Genomic DNA, 22,731 nt, shown 5'->3' with positions numbered 1-22,731 from the left:
GTCACCCTCGCCCCGCACCGCCGGTCAGGGCCTGCGCCCGATCACTCGCTCAGGACGATCTCGTTGAACACCTCGTCGTTGACGGGGCTGGCCGGGTAGCTCTCCACGCGCGGCGCGAATGCGAGCGTCGGCGCGGGGTGGGCCAGCGGCACACCCGGGATGAACTCGGCGACCATCTGGTTGATGTCCTGGTACAGCGCGGTCTGCTCGTCGAGGCTCGAGACGCCACGGGCCTCGGCCAGCGCGGAGAACAGCTCGGGGTTGTCGAAGCCCCACTCCGCCGACTTGCTGCCGAAGAACACACCCACGAAGTTGTCGGTGTCGTTGTAGTCACCGGTCCACCCCAGCAGGTGGATGCCGTGGTCGGCGGTGCCGGTGATCTTGTCGAGGTAGTCCGGGCTCCACGCGTCGGTGACCGGGTTGGTGACCACGCCGACCTCCTGCAGCTGCGACGACAGCACGGTGAAGATCTGCTCCGGGTCCGGCATGTAGGGGCGCGACACGTTGACCGGGTAGTTGAAGTCCAGCGTCAGCGGGTTCGCCTCGTCGTAGCCGGCCTCGGCCAGCAGCTCGCGCGCCTTCTCCGGGTCGTACTCGTACGTGGTCACGTCGGGGTTCCACCCGTTGACCGAGTCGGGCATGAACTGCGTGGCCTTCTCGGTGCCCTCGGGCAGCACCTGCGAGATGAGGGCGTCCTTGTCGATGGCGTACGACAGAGCCTCGCGCACCTTGATGTCCTGGAGCTCTTCGACGGCCTGGTTGAACGCGAGGTACAGGATGGTGAACGGGGGCCGCGAGACCATGTTGTAGCCGGCCTCCTCGAGGGCGGCGCTGTCGGCGGGGCCGACGAGGTCGTAGCCGTCGATCGAGCCGGACTCCAGCGCCTGGCGGCGGGCGGTCGGGTCGTCGATCACGCGGAAGATGATCTCGTCGATCTGGCCCTTCTCGCCCCAGTAGTCCTCGTTGTAGGTCAGGGTGAGCTGCTCACCCGGCGACCACTCCTCGAACACGAACGGACCGGTGCCCACCGGGTGGCCCTGCGCGTACTCCGACAGCGAGGGCGCTTCGGCGGTGCCGCCGATCTCATCGGCGCCGTACTCCTCGAGCGCCGACGGGCTCTGCATCGCGAATGCGGGCAGCGACAGCGCGGGGATGAAGCCGGCGAACGGCTGGTTCAGCTCGATCGTGACCGAGTAGTCGCCGTCCGGCGTGCACGACTTGTAGACAGCCGTGTCGGGGCTCTCGACGTAGCCGCGGAACAGCTTGCCGTAGTAGTACGACAGCGCCTCGGTGGCGGCCAGGCCCGTCCAGTTGTACCAGCGGTCGAAGTTGAAGCAGACCGCCTCCGCGTTGAACGGAGTGCCGTCGTGGAAGGACACGTCCTCCTTCAGCGTGAAGGTGTGGCTCATGCCGTCCTCCGACGAGGTCCACTCCTCGGCGAGCAGCGGAGCGGGGTCGGCGGTGCCGGGCTGGGTGCCGACGAGGCCCTCGAAGATCTGACGCGAGACGCGGAACGTCTCACCGTCCTGCGCGAAGGCCGGGTCGAGGCTGGCCGGGTCGCTCGATGCGGCGAACACGAACGTCGAGTCGACGTCGGTGGCCGCGTCGGTCTCGTCGTCGCCACCGCGCTGGCTGCTGCACGCGCTGAGAGCCATCGCGCCGATGGCCACCGCCGCGATGCCGGCGAGCACGCGCTTTCTCGAATTGGGGAGCATGGCTGTGCACCTTCCGTTCTGGATGCCGGGCGAAGCGCGAGGATGTGCGCTCGCCGGGGGATGCGATAGACGCTACCTGTCAGCACCGCGTGCGTGCGGGCACGGAAGGTATCGATCCTGTTTCGGTTCCCCGCCGACCGGTGCCGTAGCGTGGAGGGATGGCACGCGCCCGAGTCGAGGATCACCCGCCTTCGGTGCGACTGTCCGACGGGACGCGGGCGCACATCGTCCCGAGCCGGTTCACGACCGGCCATGAGCTCATCGTCGACCGGACCCCCCAGTCGCACGTCGATCTCGACGACCCGGGTCACCTGCACTTCGAGTACGTCGCCCGGATGGGGGCGGTCATCGACCGGCTGCGGATGCCGGGGCAGCCGCTGACGGCGATCCACCTGGGCGCGGGCGCGATGACCCTGCCGCGCTACATCGAGCACACCCGTCCCGGCTCGCGGCAGCAGGTGATCGAGATCGAACAGGCCCTGGTCGACCTCGTCCGCACGCATCTCCCGCTGCCGCGCGGCGCGCAGGTGCGCGTGCGCATCGGCGACGCCCGCGCCGTGGCGGCGAAGCTGCCGCCCGGTCTGGTGGGTGCCGCCGACCTGGTCATCTCAGATGTATTCGCCGGCGCGCAGACCCCCGCCCACCTCACGACCGTGGAGTATTACGCGTCGCTGGCCCGACTGCTGGCCCCCGACGGCGTGCTGCTGGTCAACCTGGCCGACGGCGCCGGGCTGGCGTATGCGCGCCGGCAGGTGGCCACCATCCGTTCCGTCCTGCCGGAGGCGCTCATCCTCGCCGAGGTGCAGACGCTCAAGGGCCGCCGGTTCGGCAACCTCGTCGTCGCCGCCTCGGCCGCCCGGCTGCCCTCCGAGTGGCTCCCCCGGCTCATGGCCGCCGGTCCGCACCCCGCGAAGGTCACCCAGGGCGCCGAGATCGACGAGTTCGTCCGGGGCGCGCGCGTGGTCGTCGACGGCGACGCCGTCGACTCGCCCAAGCCCGCGGCATCCCTTTTCGACTGATCCCGGGGGCCCTTCGACGGCCGGGTCCGGGGCGCCCGGCGTGCCCTCAGCGGTCTGTGAGGGGACCGGGAGAGACTGGAGGCGCGAGTCGTGGCGGAAGGAGTCGCAGAGTGAGCTTCATCAAGGGTTACGATCCGGAGACGCTGCGCGAGATCGTCGACCCCCACCAGTGCGCCGAGCGCCTGTCGGAGATCGGCGAGCAGCGCTCGTTGGCCGCACTTCTCGAACGGGTGTGGCTGCTGAAAGTGCTGGGCAAACTCGACGACGCCCTCGCGATCTCGGAGCAGTCGGTGCGGCTGGCCCGCATGGCCGGCACGCGCAAGGACCTGCTGCGCGCCCGGATCCTGCACGCCTCGGTGCAGCAGTTCCGCGGCGCGTACGCGGCGGCCATCCACGAGCTCAACATGTGCGCCGAAGAGGCCGAGGGGCAACAGTGGCCGGCGCTGGCCGCGTTCGCCTACCAGCACCGCGGCAAGGTGCACTACGACGCCGCGGACTACGTCGCCGCGCGCAACGACTTCAAGCGCGCGCTGTTCCTCCGCCAGGAGGCCGGTGCCCCGGAAGAGCAGCTCGAGTCGACCCTGCAGGCCATCGACGCCGTCGAACGCCGGCGTGCACGGGCCTCCGTCGCCAGCTGAGTGTCGTACATCTGTTCTACTGTTCCGGCATGAGCGATCTACATGCTGTCCGCCGCGAAGCGGAGAACCTCATCGCGCGCCATCTGGATGCCGGATGGTCGTTCGCGTTCGACAACGCCAAACGCCGGGCCGGCGCCTGTCACTACACGACTCAGCGCATCACGGTGTCCCGGTATCTGGCCGCGCGCTTCAGCGATGAGGAGAACCGTCAGGTGCTCCTGCACGAGATCGCGCACGCGCTGGCCGGTGCGCGGGCTGCGCACGGTGCGACCTGGAAGCGCGTCGCGCGAGGGCTCGGATACACCGGCGGGGTGACCCATCACGGCGAGACGGCGGTCGAGCTGGCGCCCTGGGTGGGCACGTGCCCGGCCGGGCACACGGCGTATCGGCACCGTCGGGCGACGCGCGACATGTCGTGTGCGCGGTGCGCGCCCCGGTTCGACCCCCGGTTCCTGTTCACCTGGCGGCGTCGCGAGATCACGCCGGCCACGCGCCTGGCGGCGATGACGCCCCGGTAGTGGTCGCGTGTCAGAGCGCGGTGAACACGTCGCCGCGCAGGAGGGGCACGGCCGTCTCCGTGTCGATCGCGCCGGCGGCGAGCACCTCGTCCCGCTGATCGCGCGCGAGCAGCTCCTGGCCGGAGCCGCTGGCGGTCAGCAGGTGGCGCACGGCCCCCCGCAGGCTACGGAACGACTCGCACGCGGCGGCCGCCTCCGGTGACGAGTAGTCCAGGCCGATAGCGGCGAGCGCGTCGATGACCGCCCCGGCGCCGAAGAGGTCTTCGACGGCGAACCGCAGCGGGGCGTGCGGGTCGGACGAGGTCAGCTCGCCGGCGGCGATCACGTTGATGCTCGTGCGCTCACCGCGGCGACGCTGCTCGTCGAGGATCCCGGCGGCCACGGCGGTCGCGTTCGTGAGCCCGCCCAGCAGCACGACCGCACCCGGGCGCGCCGAGCCGGCCGCGTGGGCGGCCACGGCGGCGCCGTTGAGGGAGACGGCGTGGGCGGAGGAATCCAGGGCCGCGGTCTCACCGGCGGCGACGCGCGCGGTCACGGTCGAGGAGAACCGCAGCACGTCGACCACGACGGTGACATCGGCCGGGTCGAGTCGGTCGAGCCCGGCGATGCCCCATTCGAACCGGATCTGATAGCGCGCCTGATCGAAGGGGGTCGTCATGAGTCCAGGCTAGGTCGCCGCCGCGCGCGGGCCGCGTTGTGTGACGGTCGGTGTCATGCCGACCGTCACCGTCACGCGTTCGCGCGCGCGTCGATCACCGGGGTGAGCTTCAGCACGAGGCCGAGCACGTTGCGCGCGGTGCGCTGCAGCTCGCCGCGGGTGAGCCCGTCGGGGCGGGCCAGCGACTCGAGGATCGTGTCATCCGCGTAGTCACGGGGTCCCTCGGCGGTCTTGACCCCACCGGGCATGAGCACGTCGACCTGCGCGCGCACGCGGTAGGCGTTGTTCTCGAGCGCGGGGAAGTCCGGGTCGACGGCGTCTTCCATCCACCAGTCGGTGACCACGCACCCGGTGTACCCCCACTCCTCGCGCAGCACCGTGGTCACCAGACCGTGGTGGTAGTGCGCCCAGACCCCGTTGATCTTGTTGTACGAGGTCATGAGGGTGTGCGGCTGCGCCTCGCGGATGCACAGTTCGAACCCGCGCAGGTAGATCTCGCGGAGCGCACGCTCGGAGACGCGCGAGTCGTTGACGGTGCGGGCCTGCTCCTGATTGTTCGCGGCGAAGTGCTTGGGGCATGCCGACACCCCGGCCGACTGCACGCCGCCGACGACGGCGGCGCCGATGAGGCCGGTGACCAGCGGGTCCTCGGAGAAGTACTCGAAGTTGCGCCCGCAGAGCGGATCGCGGTGGATGTTCATGCCCGGGCTCAGCAGCACGTCCGAGCCCTTGCGGATCATCTCCTGCCCGTGCAGCGCGGCCAGCTCGCGCACGAGGGCGCGGTTCCAGGTGGATGCCAGGGCGGTGCCGCTGGGCAGCAGGGAGGCGTAGGCCGACAGGCGCAGCCCGCTGGGGCCGTCGGTGGTGGTGACCGGTCGCACGCCCTTCGCGCGCAGCGACTCGGCGACCCCGCCGAGCACCCCGGCGTTGCCGGGGGCGCCCAGGGCGCTGTGCATCGTGATGTCGCCGCGGGCCAGGAGGGCGAGCTCCTCATCGCTGAGCTGGGCGATGAACTCGTCGAGGGTGGCCGACCCGGCGGCCACCGCGTCGAGGGTGATGCCGCGGTCGCCGGTGGGGGCGATCTCGGCAGGCAGGTCGGCGAGGATCCGGGTGCGCCGGTCGACGGTGGCGGTGGGCACTTCCTCCCAGTCCAGCGCCACGCCGCCCTCCGCGTCGCGGACGACCGCACCACTCGCGGTGCGGGCGACGGTCATCCGCCGGAAGGCGGTGGCCTCGGCGACGGCGGCGACCTCGGAGGCCTGCCGGACGACCCGCAGCTCGGGCACCGTGACAGTGGCCGCTTCGGTGACGCTGCGCACGTCGGTGCCGACGAAGAACCGGTAATCGCCGGGCTCGAGCAGCCACGCGCTGCGGTGCCCGGTCACGCCGGCGTCGTCGTATGAGGCGAGGTCGTCGAGCACAACGTCGAGCTGCAGGCGCTCGGACTCGCCGGGGGCCAGCAGCCCGGTCTTGGCGAAGGCGACCAGGCGGCGGGCCGGCTGCGCGAGGGCTCCGTCGGGAGCGGCGACGTAGACCTGCACCGTCTCCTTGCCGGAGTGGGTCTGCCCGGTGTTGCGCACATCGACCGACAGGCGCAGGACTCCGGCATCCACCCCCTGCTCGGCGACGGTGACCTCGAACGAGGTGTAGCCGAGTCCGAAGCCGAACGGGAACTGCACGCGCTCGGGCGCGAAGGTCTCGAAGTAGCGGTAGCCGACGAAGATGTCCTCGACGTAGTTGTTGAACTCCGGGCCGCCGAAGTTGCCGGCGCTGGGGTAGTCCTCGTAGGACCAGGCGATCGTGTCGGTGAGCTTGCCGCTGGGCGAGACCTCGCCGGCCAGCAGCGCGGCGACGGCGCGCGCGCCCTCCATGCCGCCCTGCCAGGCGTACAGCACGGCGCTGATGCGGTCGCCGTACTCCTCGAGCCACCCCAGGTCCATGACGTTGCCCGCGTCGAGGATGACCACAGTGCGTGCGAAGGCCGCCGTGACCTCATCGAGCATGTCGCGCTCGGTGTCGGTGAGGTAGAAGCTGCCCGCTTCGAGCTCGCTCTCGCGCGCCTCGCCGGCCGCGCGGCCGATCACCACGATCGCGGTCTGGGTGCGCGCGGCGGCACCGGCGACGACGTCGGCGCTCAGCGGCATCTCGGCGAAGTGGTGCGGCCACTGTCCCCACGTGCCGTCGAGCGCCGGCCGGTTCTGCGCCGACCAGTCGGCGTAGACCTGGGCGAGTTCTTCATCGAGGGGGATGCCGGCGTCGCGCAGCCCGGCGACGAGGTTCCACACGTACGGCACCTTGACGTCGCCACCCGAGCCGTAACCCACGGCGAACCAGTCGAGCTGGACGCGGCCGAACACCGCCACGGGTGCCTCGCCGCCCAGCGGCAGCACGCCGTCGTTGCGCAGGAGCACCGCGCCCTCGGCGGCGGCGTCGCGGGCCACGGCGGCCAGGGCCGGGTCGAGGGTCGGGTCCGTGTCGAGCAGGAGGGAGGAGATCTGTGCGACCGACTCGATGGGTGCGACGGCGTGTGAGCGGTCGCCGGACTCGATGGCGGGGGTCGTGGTCATCAATACGTCCTGGGGTGTGGTGGCGTGCGGTTCCGCCCCGGGATCGAACCGATTCGAACGATCCGTGGGAGCGCTCCCAAGCATAGGGCGATTCCCACCCTATCCCGAGCCGCGGGCCCGGAACACCCTCCGCCGCCGCGCACACGGTGGATGCGAGACTGTGCGCATGCGGATCATGCTCAAACTCGTGCTCGACTGCGACGCCGACGCCGCCTGGCGGGCGTTGCATTCTCCGCGCGCGCTCGCCGAGCTGTACGCGCCGCTGGTCGACATGGCGCCGGTCGCGGAGGGGCCCACGCTGCTGGAGCCGGGCTCCGATGTCGCGGTGCAGCTGCGCCTGGCCGGCACGGTTCCGCTGGGTCGCCAGCTCATCCACGCCACCGACCGCTATGTCGAGGACCACCGCGGTGCGGTGCGCATCCTCCGCGACAGCGGCATCCCGCTCACCGGCCCGTTCGCCGCCCTCGACGTCTGGGACCACCAGATGGCCGTCTCTCCCGCGCCGGGAGCGCCGGAGAAGACCCTGTGGCGCGACCGGCTCGTCATCGGCGGCCCGACGGCGGCGTTGCTGTGGCCGGTGCTGTGGGCGACCTGGCAGTGGCGCGCGGCACGGCTGCGCGCCGTGGCCCCCACATGGGCGTTCGACCCGGAGCCCGCCGCTGCCGCCACCGACGCCGACTCCGAGCCGCTCGCCTGATCTCCGTGGCCGCTCCCGCGGCGCCTCACTCCTCGGCGAGCGCCGCCACCGGGGTCACGCGGGTGGCCAGTCGGGTGGGCACGACGGCTGCGACGGCGGTCAGCACCGCGGTGGCGGCGACGACGATGAGCACCGGCATCCACGGCACGGCGGGGGCGACGAAGGTGGGCGCCTGCCACAGCGGCGGCATGGCCACCGATCCGAGCAGCGACTGCGCACCGATCCAGCCGTACGCGACACCCAGCACCAGACCGAACACGAGCGAGGTGACGGTCACGTGCACCGCCTCCAGCAGCACCATGCGACGCACCTGCGCCGAGCTCAGCCCGAGCGCGCGCAGCAGGCCGAGCTCGCGGCGGCGCTGCACGACACCGATGCTCAGCAGGTTCACCAGGCCCACCGCGGCGATCACGGCGCTGACGGCCACGAGCACCATCATGACCGCGGAGAACAGATCGACCATCTGGTTGAACGCCGGGTCGGGCAGGCCACCGCTGGACGCCGTCACGAGCGCCTTGGCCGACTCGGCCGCCACCGCGAACATCGTCACCAGCGCGACACCCATCACGACGCCGATCGCCATGCGGCTCGAGCGCTCGGGGTGACGCAGCGCGTTCTCGGCGGCGAGGCGCGCAGGAGCGGAGCGTCCGAACAGCCGACCGGTGGCGCGCAGCAGCGGCGGCATGACGGCCGTCGCGCCCAGCACCAGCGCCGTGAACGAGAACAGTCCGCCGACGAACGCGACGACCACACCCAGCGGGCTCAGCAGCCCGAGCAGCAGACCGCCGACGAGCAGGGCGACGCCGATCACGGCGCACACGACTGTGACCACGTTGCGTCCACGCCGTCCGGCGAGGGCCTCGTGCGGCTGCTCGACCGATCCGCCCAGCGCCTGCAGCGGGGTGACGGCCAGCACGCGGCGCGACCCGACCCACGAGGCCGCCCACGTGGTGAGGGCGACCGCCGCCGCCGGCAGCAGCACACCCGGGTCGAACAGCGTGAAATCGCCCGCGCTGCCGGTGAGACGGTCGAGCAGCGGCAGGGCCGCCGCGACCCCGCCGACCCCCAGCACGAGGCCGGCGAGAGCCCCGAGTGCGCCGACGGTGAGCCCCTGCCGTGCGATCTCGGCGCGCTGCGAGCGGGCCGACGCACCGATCAGTCGGAACAGCGCGATGCGCCGAGTGCGCCCGGCGACGATGGTGGCGAAGGTGTTGGCCGTCACGATCGAGGCGACGTAGACGGCGACCGCGAGCAGCAGGACGCCCAGCAGCCCGACGACGGCCACGAGTGTGTCGGACGTGCCGTAGTTCGGCACCGCGCGGAGCCCCGCGCCGATGTAGTTCGTGGCCGAGATCAAGACGACACCGAACGCCGTCGAGATCGCCGCGACGAGCGCGGTCGCGCCCATGCCGCGCTCGCGCAGCCACCCGAAGCGGGCGAGGGATGCCGGTGCGACGGCCGGTGCGGCCTGCAGGGTGGCCGTGGTCATGCCGCCACCTCCGCGGCGAGCATGTGCGCCGAGATCTGCTCGGCGGTCTGCCGGGGCTTGTCGGCGACGATGTGCCCGTCGCCGAGGAACACGACCCGGTCGGCATAGGACGCGGCGGTCGGGTCGTGGGTGACCATGGCGATGGACTGGCCGTGCTCGCGTCCGGCGGCCTGCAGCAGGTGCAGCACCTCCCGACCCGAGCGCGAGTCGAGGTTGCCGGTCGGCTCGTCGGCGAAGACGAGGTCGGGGGCGGTGGCCAGCGCCCGCACGATGGCCACCCGCTGCTGCTGACCTCCCGACAGCTCGTGCGGCCGGTGCCGCAGCCGCGCGCCGAGGCCGAGCGCGTCGACGAGGCCGTCGATGCGTGCCCGCTCGATCGCACTGGGCCGGCGACCGTCGAGGTCGAAGGGCAGCAGGATGTTGCCGAGCGCGTCGAGCGTCGGTACGAGGTTGAACGACTGGAACACGAATCCGACGCGGCGCCGCCGCAGGACCGTCAGATCGAGGTCGCCCAGATCCGTGATGTCGGTGTCGCCGATCCACACGCGGCCGGAAGTCGGCGCGTCGAGCCCGGCCATGATGTGCATGAGGGTCGACTTGCCCGATCCGGACGGCCCCATGATGGCCGTGAACTCGCCGCGGCGGATGCCGACGGTCACCCCGTCGAGCGCCCGCACGCCGGACTCGCCGGCGCCGTAGGTCTTGGTGAGGTTCTGGACGCGGGCCGCCAGGCCCAGTTCGGTGGAGGAGATCTGCATGTCTTCGACGCTACGGACGCGGATGCCGGTGCCGCATCGGCCGGGGGATGGCTCCGCGTACATCTCGCGGATGATCTCGCCCGTCGCCGGGGCGCAGCGCCGCCGGGCGGCAGGTCAGGCGAGGCCGTGCTCGAAGGCGAAGACCACCAGCTGCACGCGGTCGCGCAGCTCGAGCTTGGCGAGGATGCGGCTGATGTGGGTCTTCACCGTCGCCTCCGACAGGAACTCGCGCTGGGCGATCTCGGAGTTCGACAGGCCCCGCGCGGCCAGGGCGAAGATCTCCCGTTCCCGGTCGGTGAGGTCGTCGTAGCGGCGCGGCACCGCGGCGGCCGGTTCGGCGTAGTGCTTGAACAGCTCCTGTGTGGCCGCAGCGGCGATGACCGCGGACCCGGCGTGCACGGTGCGGATGGCGGCGAGCAGGAACTCGGGGTCGGCGTCCTTGAGCAGGAAGCCGCTGGCTCCCTGCCGGATCGCGCGGGCCGCCGCCTCGTCGAGGTCGAACGTGGTGAGCATCACGATGCGCGGCGGGTCGGGGTCGGCGAGCAGTTCGGCGGTGGCCGTCAGCCCGTCCATGACCGGCATCCGGATGTCCATCAGCACGACGTCCGGCCGCGTGCGCCGGACCAGCGCGACGCCCTCCGCGCCGTCACCCGCCTCCCCCACGACCTCGAGGTCGGGCTGTGAGTCGACGACCATGCGGATGCCGGCACGGAACAGCGCCTGGTCGTCGACGAGCACGACGCGGATCGGATCGGGCGGTGTCATGTGGGCCTCGCGTCTCGGGCGTGCGTGGTCGGGCCGGGGGCGGTCACCGGTCGGCTCCCAGAGGAAGCGTGGCGCGGACCGTGTACTGGCCGTCGGCGGCGCCGGCATCCATCGTCCCGCCCACCAGCTGCGCGCGTTCGCGCATGCCGATCAGCCCGTGGCCCCCGGACCCGGCGGCGGCGGTCCCGGAGATCGGGTTGCGCACGGTCAGCTCCACCCGGTCAGCATGCCAGCCCAGGCCGATGTCGACCGTGCCGGCCGCCCCGTGCCGCAGCGCGTTGGTCGTGGCCTCCTGCAGGATCCGGTACACCGCCAGCTGCACCGCGGCGGGCGGCTCGGTCGCGGGGGCGGGGTCGACGTCCACACGCAGCGGCACTCCCGCGCCGCGCACCTGAGCGTAGAGCTCTTCGAGGTCGGCGAGCGTCGGCTGCGGCCCCTCGGCCTGACTGTGTCGCAGCTGGGTCAGCAGCATGCGCACATCGGACAGCGCCGACCGGGCCGTGGACGAGATGGTGGCCAGCGCCGTGCTCGCCGCCGCCGGGTCGGCCGCCGCCGCGTACCGCGCACCGTCGGCCTGGGCGATGACGACCGCGAGCGAGTGGGCCACCACGTCGTGCATGTCGCGCGCGATGCGGGTGCGTTCCTGTTCGGCCGCCGTCTCCGCCTCGGCGCGCTCCTGGGCCTCACGGTTCTCCCGCGCGTGCACCGCCATGCGCACGAGTGCGCCGATCGTCCAGGCCAGCAGCAGACCCAGCGCGGCGGCGGCGAACAGCATCACGGCCGCGAACGCATACGAGCTGACGCGCCCGAAGCCCCCGTCCATGGCGACGGACGGGGCGAGCATGTACACGGTGATGAACGCGGCACCCACCAGCGACGACACGAAGCCCGCCCAGTACAGCCGGCGACTGCCGTAGGCGGCCGTCACATAGAGGATGCCGAAGATCGCGATGTTGGCCGGCAGCGGCGGCAGCCCCACCGCCATCTGCACGATCGCGCCGACCCAGGCCGCTGCCAGCGCGATCGTCGGCGACAGGCGCCGGACGGCGAGCGCCGCCGAGAACACGGCAGTGAACCCGAGCGCGACCCAGAACGCGGTCGACCCGTCCAGCAGGTAGGTGCCCCAGGTGCCGTTGCCCACCGGCAGGAGGGTGGCGAGCACCGCGATTCCCAGGAAGAGCACCGCGACGAGCGTGTCGGCGATCAGCTGATAGCGCCTCAGCGGACGGACGAGGGGGTCAGGCACGCTGTCACGCTACGCGAGACTGGGATGCCGGGGCATCCACCCCGGGATGTATTCCGGCCGCACTCACGCCGGCGTCAGCGGACGCGCCTCGTAGAAGGTCTGCAGCACCACGGTGGTGCGGGTGTTGACCGACGCGGCCTGGCGGATCTGCCGGATCAGCTCTTCGAGGGCCCGCGGGGTGGGCACGCGCACCTGCAGCATGTAACTGGCGTCGCCGGCGATGGAGTGGCACGCCTCGATGGCGTCCAGGTGCGCGAGCGCCTCGGGCGCGGTGTCGGGCTGGGCCGGGTCGAGCGGCGTGATCTCGATGAACGCCGACAGCGGGCGGCCGAGAGCCTCGGGGTCGACCACGGCGCGGTAGCCGGAGATCACGCCACGCGCTTCGAGGCGCTTGATCCGCGACTGCGTCGCCGACACCGACAGCCCGGCGACCCGGGCCAGGTGCGCCAGTGTGGCCCGGCCGTCGCGCATGAGCTCGACGACAAGGCGATCATCGACAGCATCCTCCATAGATGGAATAATAGCCACACATTCCGGCATCCATCGGAATATTTCCTGTCACGACCGGATCGGAGGTTGCCATGTCCCTGACGCACACGCCCACGGCCGTCATCGGCGAACCCGAGGTCGTCGAAGACATCGCCGCCGGGCCAGCCTGGCGGTCGCTGAAGCAGGCCGCCACCGACCTGCAGGCGCTCCAGGCGCAGGATGGTTCGGTGCCCGACCCCGCCGACCACGCCGCCGCCCGGGACCTGGTCGCGCGCATCACCGCCGCGATCGACGAGCTGGCGCCCGCGTTCCCGCACGACGCCGCGTACCTCGCCGCGTCGGTGCGCGACTTCACGCGGTGGGCCGATGAGGGGTTCGGCCTCCCCGACTTCCTCGACTCGCTCGTCGCGTTCCAGCCGCAGCAGCACCGCGTCGACGGACTCGCGCACCTGGTGGTCTTCCCCATGTACACGCAGAACGGCTCACGCAACCGGTTCGTCGAGGCGCTGCTGGTCGAGGTCATCTGGCCCGAGTTCATCGCGCGCCTCGAAGCCGAGTACACCAACCGCCTGTTCGTGAGCCTGCGGCTGATCGACTTCACGCCCGGCTATGACACCAACTCGGCCGTGCTGTTCCCAGAGACGGTCGCCATGCGCGAGGTGCCGACCTTCACGTGGGGGGCGATCTTCCAGGACCGCGAGGCCGCGCGGTACCGGCGCGTGGTGGCCGCGGCATCCGAGATCACGAAGCTCGACCTGCCCGCGCCGGCCACCCGTCTGCTCGAAGACCAGACCCTGGCCGAGAAGACGTTCGTGATGTGGGATCTCATCCACGACCGCACGCACATGCGCGGCGACCTGCCCTTCGATCCGTTCATGATCAAGCAGCGGATGCCGTACTTCCTGTACTCGCTGGAAGAGCTGCGCTGCGACCTCACGGCGTTCCGCGAGTGCGTCGCGATCGCCGAGCGGCTGGCTGCACGCGCGGACGAGACGGACGCGACCGAGACCGAGATGCTCGAGCACGCCCGGCTCGTGCAATACGCCGTGCTGTTCGACCGCATCTTCCGCTTCGCGATCACCGGTTCGAGGGTGCGCAACTACGACGGCCTGGGCGGCCAGCTGCTGTTCGCCTGGCTGCATCAGCGCGACGTGCTGCACTGGACCGACACCGCGCTGACGTTCGACTGGGACGAGGTGCCCGCCGCCGTCGTGGCCCTCGGTGACGCGATCGACCGGCTGTACTGGGAGTCGATCGACCGCCCCAAGACCGCGCACTGGCTGGCGGCGTACGAGCTGGTGCGCAGCGTGCTGACGCCGCATCCGGCGTCGCAGTGGGCGCGCGGCCTGCCCGACGAGGTGCTGGCCGGACCGCCCCGCGGATACACCGACGCCGTGCTCGACGACGAGTTCCCGCTGTCGATGTTCTACGAGGCTCTGGAGAAGAAGATGCGCGATGTGATCGCCTCGACCTCGGGGATCACGGGCCGTGACTGAGGGCGAGGCCGAGGGCTCGGCTGGGGGCGGCGTGGGCTCGGGGGGCGTGGCCGGGACGGTTGCCGGCCGGACCGTGCTCATCGCCGGGGCGACGAGCGCCAGCGGCGCCGCGGCCACCGACGTGCTGATGGCTGCCGGGGCCCGCGTGATCGCGGTGGGCCGCGACGCCGCGCGCCTGACGCCGCTGGACGACGCGGGGGCGCGGACCGAGGTCTGCGATCTCGCCGCCGAGTCGGATGTGGCTCGACTGGCGACGCGCCTGCATGACGAGGGCGTACGGGTCGACGGCATCCTGCACCTGGTCGGCGGATGGCGCGGCGGCGGCGGCCTGGCCGGCCAGAGCGAGGACGACTACCGGTTCCTCGAGGTGGGCTTCACCGCGCTGCGGCACGTGACCCGCGCGTTCGACGCGGACCTGCGCTCTTCCGACGCGGCACGGCTCGCGATCGTGTCGTCGACCGCGGTGGCGCGGCCGCTCGCCGGGGGCGCGAATTACGCGGCGGTCAAGGCGGCAGAGGAGGCCTGGACGCGCGCCGTCGCGCAGGGCTTCGCGAAGGCGGCGCGCGACACCGACGCCGGGCTGCGCGCGGCGGCCGTGATCTTCCGGGTGCAGACGCTCGCCGGCCTGGAGCAGCGGCTGGCCCAGGAGTACGCCGCCCTGTGGGGGTCCGACCCTGCGGGGATCAACGACACGGTCATCGAGCTGCGGTGACTCCCGCCGGCATCCGACCGGGGGCACGACGGGCCCGGACGTCCCCAGCGGCGGCCGATCGCTCCGGCTTCCGGCATCCGACCTGCGGACCGGCGCAGGGTCGCGGGTAGGCTGGGACGCCGTGATGCCCCTCCACGACACCGCCGTCCGCGGCTTCGCCTCTGACAACTACTCCGGCGTGCACCCCGAGGTGCTGGCGGCGATCGCCGCCGCGAACGACGGTCACCAGATCGCCTACGGTGAGGACGCGTACACGGCGCGTCTGCAGGAGGTGTTCGCCCGGCACTTCGGCGAGGGAGTCGAAGCGTTCCCGGTGTTCAACGGCACCGGCGCCAACGTGACCGGACTCCAGTCGATGCTGCCGCGCTGGGGCGCCGTGGTCGCGGCATCCACGGCCCACATCAACGTCGACGAGGGGGGCGCGCCCGAGCGCGTGGCGGGCATCAAGATCCTGAACGTGCCCACCGACGACGGCAAGCTGACCCCGGAGCTCATCGACCGTGAGGCCTGGGGCTGGGGCGACGAGCACCGCGCGCAGCCGCTGGTCGTCTCCCTCACGCAGTCGACCGAGCTCGGCACCCTCTACACGCCGGAGGAGATCCGGGCGATCGCCGACCACATCCATCCGCTCGGCATGCGGCTGCACATGGACGGCGCGCGCATCGCCAACGCGGCCGCGGCGCTCGATCTGCCGCTGCGGGCGTTCACGCGCGATGCCGGTGTGGACGTGCTCAGCTTCGGCGGCACCAAGAACGGTGCGCTCGGCGCCGAGGCGATCGTGGTGCTGGAGCCGACGGCATCCGAGGGCCTGCGATACCTGCGCAAGCTCAACATGCAGCTGTCGAGCAAGATGCGGTTCGTGTCGGCGCAGCTGATCGCGCTGCTGGAGGGCGACCTGTACCTGCGCAACGCGCGGCACGCCAACGCCATGGCGCAGCGGTTGCGCGGAGCCGTCGAGGCCGGGCTGGCGGACGGCTCGATCCGTGGCGTCGGGTTCTCCCAGCCGACGCAGGCCAACGGCGTGTTCGCGACGCTGCCCGAGGGGGTGGCCGATGCGCTGCGGGAGAGCTTCCGGTTCTATGACTGGGACGCGGCCCGCGGCGAGGTGCGCTGGATGTGCTCGTTCGACACGACCGAGGCCGACGTCGACGCGTTCGTCGCCGAGCTGGGGCGTCTGACCACGGCATCCTGATTTTTCATTCACGGGAATACAACCCCCGCCTCTCGCGTTCTCCCCTGTGTGCGCCGAAGTACGTCGGCGCCGCAGATGTTCCATCGACACCCCGATCCTGGGCGACACCGACCGGCAGGCGCTCATCGCCGGCACCCCCCATGGGCCGGCTCGGCAAGCCCGAGGAGATGGCGGCGCTCATCGCGTTCGTGGCCAGTGACGACGCGAGCTTCGCGACCGGCTCGGAGTTCGTCGCCGACGGTGGCGTCACCGCCGGCTGATAACCCCTTACGGCAGCGCCGGGGCCCCGCGGGTCTCGGCGCTTTGTCGTGGGTGGGGGTTGCGGACGTCGAGTGTGCGAGTGCGGCGCACGAAGTTCGCAGAATCGCGCCAAGTTCACACCGAAACGGCCAATCAGGTGTGAAGTTCGCGCGATTCTGCGAACTTGCGACGGGTCCATCGCCGGAAAAGGGCTGGATGCCGAAGTTTCACGGCACGGGTGGATGCCGGGTTCCGACGCCCGCGGCTGCTGAGTTCCCGCGTGCGGGTTGCCGGTGGGCGCGGCGATCAGACGTTCGCGCGGTCGGCGTCCTCGGACCCGGACTCGGCCGGGGCGTCGGAACCGGACTCGGCCGGGGCGTCGGAACCGGACTCATCATCGTCGGCCTCGAGCTCGCCCTCGTCGGACGGGTCGGATTCCCGCTCGTCGGCATCGGCATCCGTATCCGCGGCACCCGCAGCGCCCGCAACCGCACCCGCGGCGTCATCGAGCTCGGGCTCCTGGGCAGCGAGCTCGGCGCGAGCCGCAGCGGCCTCGTCGGCCAGGGCGGCGCGGGCGGCGACGGCCTCGGCATTCTCGTCGGCCGGCTCGGCGGCGGATTCGGGACGCAGGAGCTCCTTGACCTCGGACATGAAGCTCGTGAGCTGGTGCTGCTGCCAGCGCAGCTGGCGCGTGCGGTCCTCGGCGTCGCGCAGCACGGACTGCGAGTGCTCGGTGACGGCGTCGATGATCTTCTGCGCCTTGGCTCGCGCCCGTTCGAGCGTCTCACGGGCACGCGCGGCGGCATCCGCCTCGATCTGCTGCGCCTGCGCGCGCATGAGCCGATCGAAGTCGTCGGCCTTGGCCGAGACCCGCTGGGCGTGCTCGAGCGAAGCGGCGACCTGGTCGTTGGCGTCCTGCGTGATGCGTTCGGCGTGCGCGACGGCCTGGTTGTGCAGCATGAGAAACTCCTGCTGCGCGTCGTTCTGCCGGCGGGTGAGCGACTCTTCGAACTCGAGGGCGCGCACCCGGGCCTGCCGCACCGCCTCTTCGGCTTCGGCACGGGCGTGCTCGGTCTCGCGCGCGGTCATCGAGCGCAGGGCGGCCGCACCCTTCTCGGCCTCTGTGCGGATCGCCGAGGCCTCCTGCTCGGCCTGCGCGACCTTTTCGGCGGCATGCGCACGCTCCCGCTCGAGCTGCGCTTCGTGCGCGGTCAGCTCGGTGTCGATGCGCAACCGTGCCTGCTGGGCGTCGTGCTCGGCACGGGCGACGATGGCGTCGGCCTCGGCCTGCGCGTCGGCACGCTGACTCTGGATCTCCTGGTGCGCGGCCGCCAGCAGCCGGTCGGCCTGGATGCTCGCGTTCTTGATGAGGACGCTGGCCTGTTCCTCGGCCACGCGCAGCACCTCTTCGAAACGCTGCCGGCTCACCGACTCACCGCCGGCGCCGACGAGTTCGTCGGTGAGGGTCTGCACCTTGTCCTCGGCAGTGGCCAGCTGCGCGGTCAGCAGCGCGACCCGCTCCTCGAGCTCGGCGACCTTGCGGGTATCTGCACGGGCATCAGTGGTGGCGCGGTGGTGCTTGTCCTTGAGCTGCGCGATCTCGTCGGCCTGGGCGGACTGCCGCGCCTTCAGGTCGGCGATCGCGGCATCCACCTCTTCTTTGTCGTAGCCGCGGAACGCAGTGGTGAAGGCGGTGCCGGGAGCGGCGGACGCTCCGCTGATCAGCTGGTCGAACGGCGAGGGGCCATCGGTGTGCTGGTGCTGGTCGGACACGCGTCTCTCCGCTTCGTCGCTGGGTGGTTGCAGACCTCGACGGCGACACGAGAGGCGTCGCGAGCCGCGAAAGGTGGATGCCGGAACGGGAAACCCCGGCACGATGAGCGTACCGGCTGCACCGGCGCGCCAACCACCCCGTTCCGCCGGAAATCAGCGCTAACGTTCCGCGGGAATCCGCGGGATCTCAGCGCAGGGCGCCCACCGAGGCCAGCGCCATGCGGATGAGGGTGGCCCGACCGCCCTCCATCTCGATGGCGAGGTTGTCCGAGGCGGCCTCTTCGGGGGTGAGCCAGGTGACCTCGAGCGCGTCCTGACGCGGTTCGCACGTGCCGGTGACCGGGACGACGAAGGCCAGCGAGACGGCGTGCTGGCGGTCGTCGTGGAACGCGCTGACCCCGGGGATGGGGAAGTACTCGGCCACGGTGAACGGCACGGGCGTGGCCGGCAGCAGGGGGAAGGCCATCGGGCCGAGGTCGTTCTCCAGGTGGCGGAACAGGGCGTCGCGCACCGTCTCGCCGTAGCGCACCCGGCCCGACACGATCGAGCGGACCATCTCACCCACGGGCGTGGCCCGCAGCAGAATGCCCACTTCGGTGACCTGTCCGAGCCCGTCGGTGCGCACCGGCACCGCCTCGACGTAGAGCATCGGCAGGCGCCGGCGCGCTTCGGCCAGCTCGACGTCGCTCAGCCACGCCGGGCCCGGCGTGCTGCCGCCGTAGGCGCCCGCCATCGACGCGAGCGGATCGCGCGGCGTGTCGTCGTCGCGGTCGTTCGGATCGGGGTCGGGAGTGCGGACGGCCATGTTCCATGTATACCCCTCGACGCCGTTGCGGCGTGCCGCCCGCGCCCGCTGGGCGGAGTCGGCGGGCCCGGGTCGGCGTCGGTGACCTCGCAGTCGGGGGCGGCAGGACCGCGTCGTCGGCACCTGCGGCCCCGCGTCGTCGGCGCCCACGGCCCCGCGTCGGCGGAGGATGCCAGGATGGAGCCATGGCTTCCGATCCGGTCCTCGACCCCACGGTGGTGCTGTGGTCGTCCCCGCCGGCCGAGCGTGCCGGCCGTCCGCTTCTGGTCCTGCTGCACGGCTACGGCGCCGATGAGCGGGACCTGTTCGGGCTCGTCCCGTACCTGCCCGAGGAGTTCATCGTCGCCGCTGTCCGCGCGCCGCTGGCCCCGCCGTTCCCAGCGCCGGGCTACTCGTGGTACCCGATCGAGGGACTCCAAGGGCGTGACCCGGAGCGCCTGACCGCCGCCGCCCGTGGCTTCCTGGCCTGGCTCGACGCCGAGGCCGGTGACGGACCGGTGGGTCTGCTGGGCTTCTCGCAGGGCGCGGCGATCGCCCTGCAGGCGCTGCGGCTGGCGCCCGACCGCTTCGCGTTCGCGGTGAACCTGTCGGGGTACGCCGCACCGGGGGCGCTGCCCACCGACGCCGCGCTGGCCGAACGGCGGCCGCCGGTGTTCTGGGGACGGGGCGCCCGAGACGAGGTGATCCCGCAGCCGCTGGTCGAGCACACCGTGCAGTGGCTGCCCGCCCACACCGACCTCAGCGGCCGGGTCTACCCGGGACTGACCCACAGCGTGTCCGAAGACGAGTTGCAGGACGTGCGCGTGTTCCTCGACAAGCAGCTCGAGGCACTGGCGGCCTCCTGAACCGCACCGGCGACGGGGGCCTTCCGCCGAACGGGACCGTGCGCTACGATGGCTCCCGCCCCTGTCCCGAGTGTGAGGAAGACCGTTGAAGGGAATCGACGCGATCGCGCTGTGATCTCGCGCTGAGTCGTCGACCTTCGGCGCGGCCTGCATCCTCCGATGTGAGGTGGCCGCCCTCCCCGAACGGGATGTCTGCGACGCGTCTGCGCGGTGATCGTTCCACCGTTCCGCGCTGACCGTCGACTTCGCCGGCCTCTCCGAGGCGTCCGGTGTTCGGCGTGCCCGCGCACCCCGAGACTTCCGGAGGCCCCTCTTGCCTACCATCACCACCGCGGTCACCCTCGACCGCCTCTCTTTCACCTGGCCCGACGGCACCGTCGCCCTGCGCGACGTGTCGGGGGCTTTCCCGTCCGGCCGCACCGGCCTTGTCGGTCGCAACGGCTCGGGCAAGACCACGCTGCTCCGCCTGATCGCCGGTGCGCTCACGCCCGGCTCCGGCACCATCGACACGACCGGCACCGTCGCCCTGCTCCCCCAGCGGCTCACCCTCGAGGTCGATCGCCGCGTCGCCGATGTGCTCGGCGTGGGCACCGCGATGGATGCCGTTCGCGCGATCACGGCGGGCGACGTCGACCCGCGGCACTTCGACGCCGTCGGCGACGACTGGGACATCGAGGCGCGGGCCACCGCCGCCCTGGCCGAAGCGGGCGTGCCCGCCGACGCCCTGGATCGCCGTGTGGGCGAGCTGTCGGGAGGTGAGGCCGTGCTGGCGGCGCTGGTCGGCGTGCGCCTGCGCGGCGCCGACATCGCCCTGCTCGACGAGCCGACCAACAACCTCGACCGCGCCGCGCGGGCGAGGGTGTACGACCTCGTCCGCACCTGGCGCGGCCCCCTCATCGTGGTCAGCCACGACACCGCACTGCTCGAACTCATGGACGACACCGCCGAGCTGTACGGCAGCGAGCTGTCGGTGTTCGGTGGTCCGTACTCGCAGTGGCGGGACTGGCTGGAATCCGAGCAGGCCGCGGCACGGCAGGCCGAGACCGCCGCGCGGCAGCTCGTGCGGCGCGAGAAGCGCGACCGCATCGACACCGAGGCCAAGCTCGTCCAGCGCAAGGCCGTGGGCGCCAAGGCCGAGGCCGAGAAACGCGTGCCCGGCATCGTCTCCGCGGCCCGCAAGCGCTCCGCCCAGGTGTCCGCGGGCAAGCTGCGCATCGAGGCGGCGGGCAAGGAAGCGACGGCGCGGGCGGCGCTGGATGCCGCGGAGCGGCGTGTCCGCGATGACGACACCGTGCGCATCGACCTTCCCGACCCCGGAGTGGCGGCCGGGCGGCGCATCGCGACGCTCTCGTCGACGCCGGGAGGCGGCGACGGCGGGCGGTCCTGGACGGTACAGGGCCCCGAACGCGTGGCGCTCACGGGGCCCAACGGCGCCGGCAAGACGACCCTGTTGCGGCGCCTGCTCGCCTCCGTCGATGCGGCCGGGGTCGCACCCGGGACGATCGGGTGTGCGGGCGCGACCGCGCACACCGACCGCATCGGCTACCTGTCGCAGCGGCTCGACGGCCTGGACGATACCGGCTCGGTGCTCGAGAACGTGCGGGCGGCGGCCCCGGGAGTCGGGGACGTCGAGCTGCGCAACCGGTTGGCACGGTTCCTCATCCGCGGCGACGCCGCCCTGCGACCGGTCGCGGCGCTGTCGGGCGGTGAGCGGTTCCGCATGGCGCTGGCCCGGGTGCTGCTGGCCGACCCGCCCCCGCAGCTGCTGGTGCTCGACGAGCCGACCAACAACCTCGACCTCGACACCGTCGATCAGCTGGTCGAGGCGCTGTCGGCCTACCGGGGAGCGGTGCTCGTGGTCAGCCATGACGACGCGTTCCTGGGGCGGCTGGGCATCGACCTGCGCCTGGACCTCTCGCCCGATGGAACCCTGCGGGAGGTGGCCGACGTGTGAACGAGCGCGCGGGCGCGGTCACCGGTGCGCGTCGGCGAGGGCCCGTTCGAGTCGGGCGACGTCGTCGGCGCGGCACAGGTCCGTCGCCGGGAGGGCGGCGGTGGCCGAACCGGCGGCGACGGCGGTGCGGAACGCCTCCCGCAGCGGAACACCCTGGGCCAGGCGCAGCACGAGCGCGCCGAGGAAGCTGTCCCCCGCGCCGACGGTGCTGCGCACGTCGACGTGCGGGGTCGGCAGGCGCAGCACGTCGTCGGCGGTGACGATCACGGCACCGTCGCCGCCGAGGGTCAGGGCGACCGTGTCGGTGGCGCCGCGGTCGACCATCTCGCGCGACGCCTCGATCAGGCTGTCGAGGTCGCCGAGCTGCGAACCGACCAGCTCGCCCAGCTCACGCTTGCTGGGTTTGATGAGGTGCACACCCTCATCCAGCGCCGCGCGCAGTGCCTCGCCCGAGGTGTCCACGATCATGCGCGCGTCGTGCTCACGGGCGATGCGGGTGAGCTGGGCGTAGAGGTCGACCGGCGCGCCCGGCGGCAGGCTGCCGCTGCCGACGAGGAAGCCGCCGACCGGCAGGTCGTCGGCCACGGCCGCGACGAGTGCGCGCCACTCCGGCTCGGAGAGCTCAGGCCCCTGCAGTACGAACCGGAACTGCTCGCCGCTGGAGGTCTCGTCGACGGTGAAGCTCTCGCGGGTGCTCTGCGCGATGCGCACCATCCGGCTGGCGATGCCCTCACGGTCGAGCAGTTCGCGGTACGCCTGGCCGGTGGGGCCGCCCGCGGCATACACGGCGAGCGAGGCGCCCCCGAGGTTGCGGACCACACGCGACACGTTCACCCCGCCGCCGCCGGGATCGAGCCGCGTCGGGCCGCACCTCAGCTTGTGCTCGGCGACGACCTTCTCCGTGGATGTGGAGACATCCAGCGCGGGGTTGGGCGTGACGGTGAGGATCGGCGCGTGCGGGACCACCATGCCGTCAGTGTAGGCACGTACCGGATGCCGGTGGTGTCCGGCATCCACACCGGACCGGCTCAGACCCTATGAGTGTGGGGTTCTGATGTTGGTCTTGTAGGCCAGGGCCTCACGGTGCAGATTCGTGGATCATCCCCGAGGAGCGGCCTTGGGGTGCCGACATGCAGCGGAGGCCCTGGTGTTTAT

Annotated in this window: 21 protein-coding genes; 10 read left to right on the top strand and 11 right to left on the bottom strand. The window is 72.0% G+C overall.

Translation table 11 applies throughout. The features are described 5' to 3' along the window. Nucleotides 1-41: 41 nt before the first annotated feature. Nucleotides 42-1,715: an ABC transporter substrate-binding protein gene (locus ACQ143_RS10005; RefSeq protein WP_449570548.1), complete on the bottom strand. Its 1,674-nt coding sequence runs from the start codon at nt 1,713-1,715 to the stop codon at nt 42-44. 158 nt (nt 1,716-1,873) lie between these two features. Here ACQ143_RS10005 and ACQ143_RS10000 point away from each other — a divergent pair, with 158 nt between their 5' ends. From ACQ143_RS10000 to ACQ143_RS09990, 3 genes are all read left to right on the top strand, one after another. After that, nucleotides 1,874-2,734, top strand: coding sequence for a spermidine synthase (locus ACQ143_RS10000; RefSeq protein WP_449570547.1), 861 nt, complete (start codon nt 1,874-1,876; stop codon nt 2,732-2,734). Nucleotides 2,735-2,844: 110 nt separating this feature from the next. Next, on the top strand, nt 2,845-3,372 hold the full coding sequence (locus ACQ143_RS09995) for a hypothetical protein (RefSeq protein ID WP_449570546.1): 528 nt from the start codon (nt 2,845-2,847) through the stop codon (nt 3,370-3,372). Nucleotides 3,373-3,401: 29 nt separating this feature from the next. Continuing rightward, complete coding sequence (locus ACQ143_RS09990) at nt 3,402-3,890, top strand: SprT-like domain-containing protein (protein ID WP_449570545.1); 489 nt, start codon at nt 3,402-3,404, stop codon at nt 3,888-3,890. Nucleotides 3,891-3,900: 10 nt separating this feature from the next. Here ACQ143_RS09990 and ACQ143_RS09985 read toward each other — a convergent pair whose 3' ends face one another. Both ACQ143_RS09985 and ACQ143_RS09980 read right to left on the bottom strand, forming a co-directional pair. After that, nucleotides 3,901-4,548 carry a 2-phosphosulfolactate phosphatase gene (locus tag ACQ143_RS09985; protein WP_449570544.1) on the bottom strand — a complete coding sequence of 216 codons (648 nt, stop codon included), beginning with the start codon at nt 4,546-4,548 and terminating at the stop codon, nt 3,901-3,903. Nucleotides 4,549-4,619: 71 nt separating this feature from the next. Further along, nucleotides 4,620-7,115: a glycoside hydrolase family 3 protein gene (locus ACQ143_RS09980; protein ID WP_449570543.1), complete on the bottom strand. Its 2,496-nt coding sequence runs from the start codon at nt 7,113-7,115 to the stop codon at nt 4,620-4,622. A gap of 166 nt (nt 7,116-7,281) precedes the next feature. Between ACQ143_RS09980 and ACQ143_RS09975 the strand changes: the two genes are divergently transcribed. Next, nucleotides 7,282-7,812 (top strand): hypothetical protein, encoded by a 531-nt coding sequence (locus tag ACQ143_RS09975; RefSeq protein WP_449570542.1) that lies wholly within the window; start codon nt 7,282-7,284, stop codon nt 7,810-7,812. 25 nt (nt 7,813-7,837) lie between these two features. Here the strand turns inward: ACQ143_RS09975 and ACQ143_RS09970 are convergent, their stop codons facing one another. The 5 genes from ACQ143_RS09970 to ACQ143_RS09950 all read right to left on the bottom strand — a co-directional run bounded on the left by ACQ143_RS09970 (nt 7,838) and on the right by ACQ143_RS09950 (nt 12,580). Next, on the bottom strand, nt 7,838-9,301 hold the full coding sequence (locus tag ACQ143_RS09970) for an FtsX-like permease family protein (protein WP_449570541.1): 1,464 nt from the start codon (nt 9,299-9,301) through the stop codon (nt 7,838-7,840). Next, nucleotides 9,298-10,059, bottom strand: coding sequence for an ABC transporter ATP-binding protein (locus tag ACQ143_RS09965; RefSeq protein WP_449570540.1), 762 nt, complete (start codon nt 10,057-10,059; stop codon nt 9,298-9,300). The genes ACQ143_RS09970 and ACQ143_RS09965 overlap by 4 nt, the downstream gene beginning before the upstream one ends. A 114-nt stretch (nt 10,060-10,173) precedes the next feature. Then, complete coding sequence (locus ACQ143_RS09960; RefSeq protein ID WP_449570539.1) at nt 10,174-10,824, bottom strand: response regulator; 651 nt, start codon at nt 10,822-10,824, stop codon at nt 10,174-10,176. Between the two features lie 43 nt (nt 10,825-10,867). Next, complete coding sequence (locus tag ACQ143_RS09955; RefSeq protein ID WP_449570538.1) at nt 10,868-12,070, bottom strand: sensor histidine kinase; 1,203 nt, start codon at nt 12,068-12,070, stop codon at nt 10,868-10,870. Between the two features lie 63 nt (nt 12,071-12,133). Continuing rightward, a complete protein-coding gene (locus ACQ143_RS09950; RefSeq protein ID WP_449570537.1) occupies nt 12,134-12,580 on the bottom strand; it encodes an Lrp/AsnC family transcriptional regulator in 447 nt (148 codons plus the stop codon). 71 nt (nt 12,581-12,651) lie between these two features. On the opposite strand from ACQ143_RS09950, the gene ACQ143_RS09945 reads away from it, so the two are divergent. The 4 genes from ACQ143_RS09945 to ACQ143_RS09930 all read left to right on the top strand — a co-directional run bounded on the left by ACQ143_RS09945 (nt 12,652) and on the right by ACQ143_RS09930 (nt 16,219). After that, nucleotides 12,652-14,055: a DUF6421 family protein gene (locus ACQ143_RS09945; RefSeq protein WP_449570536.1), complete on the top strand. Its 1,404-nt coding sequence runs from the start codon at nt 12,652-12,654 to the stop codon at nt 14,053-14,055. Between the two features lie 46 nt (nt 14,056-14,101). Further along, complete coding sequence (locus ACQ143_RS09940) at nt 14,102-14,767, top strand: SDR family NAD(P)-dependent oxidoreductase (protein WP_449570849.1); 666 nt, start codon at nt 14,102-14,104, stop codon at nt 14,765-14,767. Nucleotides 14,768-14,891: 124 nt separating this feature from the next. Then, the gene (locus tag ACQ143_RS09935; RefSeq protein ID WP_449570848.1) at nt 14,892-15,959 is read left to right on the top strand and encodes a threonine aldolase family protein; all 1,068 of its coding nucleotides are present in this window, start codon (nt 14,892-14,894) and stop codon (nt 15,957-15,959) included. Nucleotides 15,960-16,099: 140 nt separating this feature from the next. Beyond that, complete coding sequence (locus ACQ143_RS09930) at nt 16,100-16,219, top strand: SDR family oxidoreductase (RefSeq protein WP_449570535.1); 120 nt, start codon at nt 16,100-16,102, stop codon at nt 16,217-16,219. Between the two features lie 286 nt (nt 16,220-16,505). On the opposite strand, the gene ACQ143_RS09925 is transcribed toward ACQ143_RS09930, so the two are convergent. Beyond that, a complete protein-coding gene (locus tag ACQ143_RS09925; RefSeq protein ID WP_449570534.1) occupies nt 16,506-17,972 on the bottom strand; it encodes a DivIVA domain-containing protein in 1,467 nt (488 codons plus the stop codon). A gap of 187 nt (nt 17,973-18,159) precedes the next feature. After that, complete coding sequence (locus ACQ143_RS09920; protein WP_449570533.1) at nt 18,160-18,777, bottom strand: NUDIX hydrolase family protein; 618 nt, start codon at nt 18,775-18,777, stop codon at nt 18,160-18,162. Between the two features lie 185 nt (nt 18,778-18,962). Between ACQ143_RS09920 and ACQ143_RS09915 the strand changes: the two genes are divergently transcribed. Then, nucleotides 18,963-19,622, top strand: a complete 660-nt coding sequence (locus ACQ143_RS09915; RefSeq protein ID WP_449570532.1) for an alpha/beta hydrolase — start codon at nt 18,963-18,965, stop codon at nt 19,620-19,622. A 313-nt stretch (nt 19,623-19,935) separates the two neighbouring features. Continuing rightward, nucleotides 19,936-21,576: an ABC-F family ATP-binding cassette domain-containing protein gene (locus ACQ143_RS09910; protein ID WP_449570531.1), complete on the top strand. Its 1,641-nt coding sequence runs from the start codon at nt 19,936-19,938 to the stop codon at nt 21,574-21,576. An 18-nt stretch (nt 21,577-21,594) separates the two neighbouring features. Here ACQ143_RS09910 and ACQ143_RS09905 read toward each other — a convergent pair whose 3' ends face one another. Next, nucleotides 21,595-22,545, bottom strand: coding sequence for a 1-phosphofructokinase family hexose kinase (locus tag ACQ143_RS09905; protein ID WP_449570530.1), 951 nt, complete (start codon nt 22,543-22,545; stop codon nt 21,595-21,597). Nucleotides 22,546-22,731: the final 186 nt, after the last annotated feature.

Source organism: Microbacterium pollutisoli (assembly GCF_053586795.1).
Note: the sequence above shows the minus strand (reverse complement) of the source record. Positions and strands in the feature narration are given on the sequence as shown.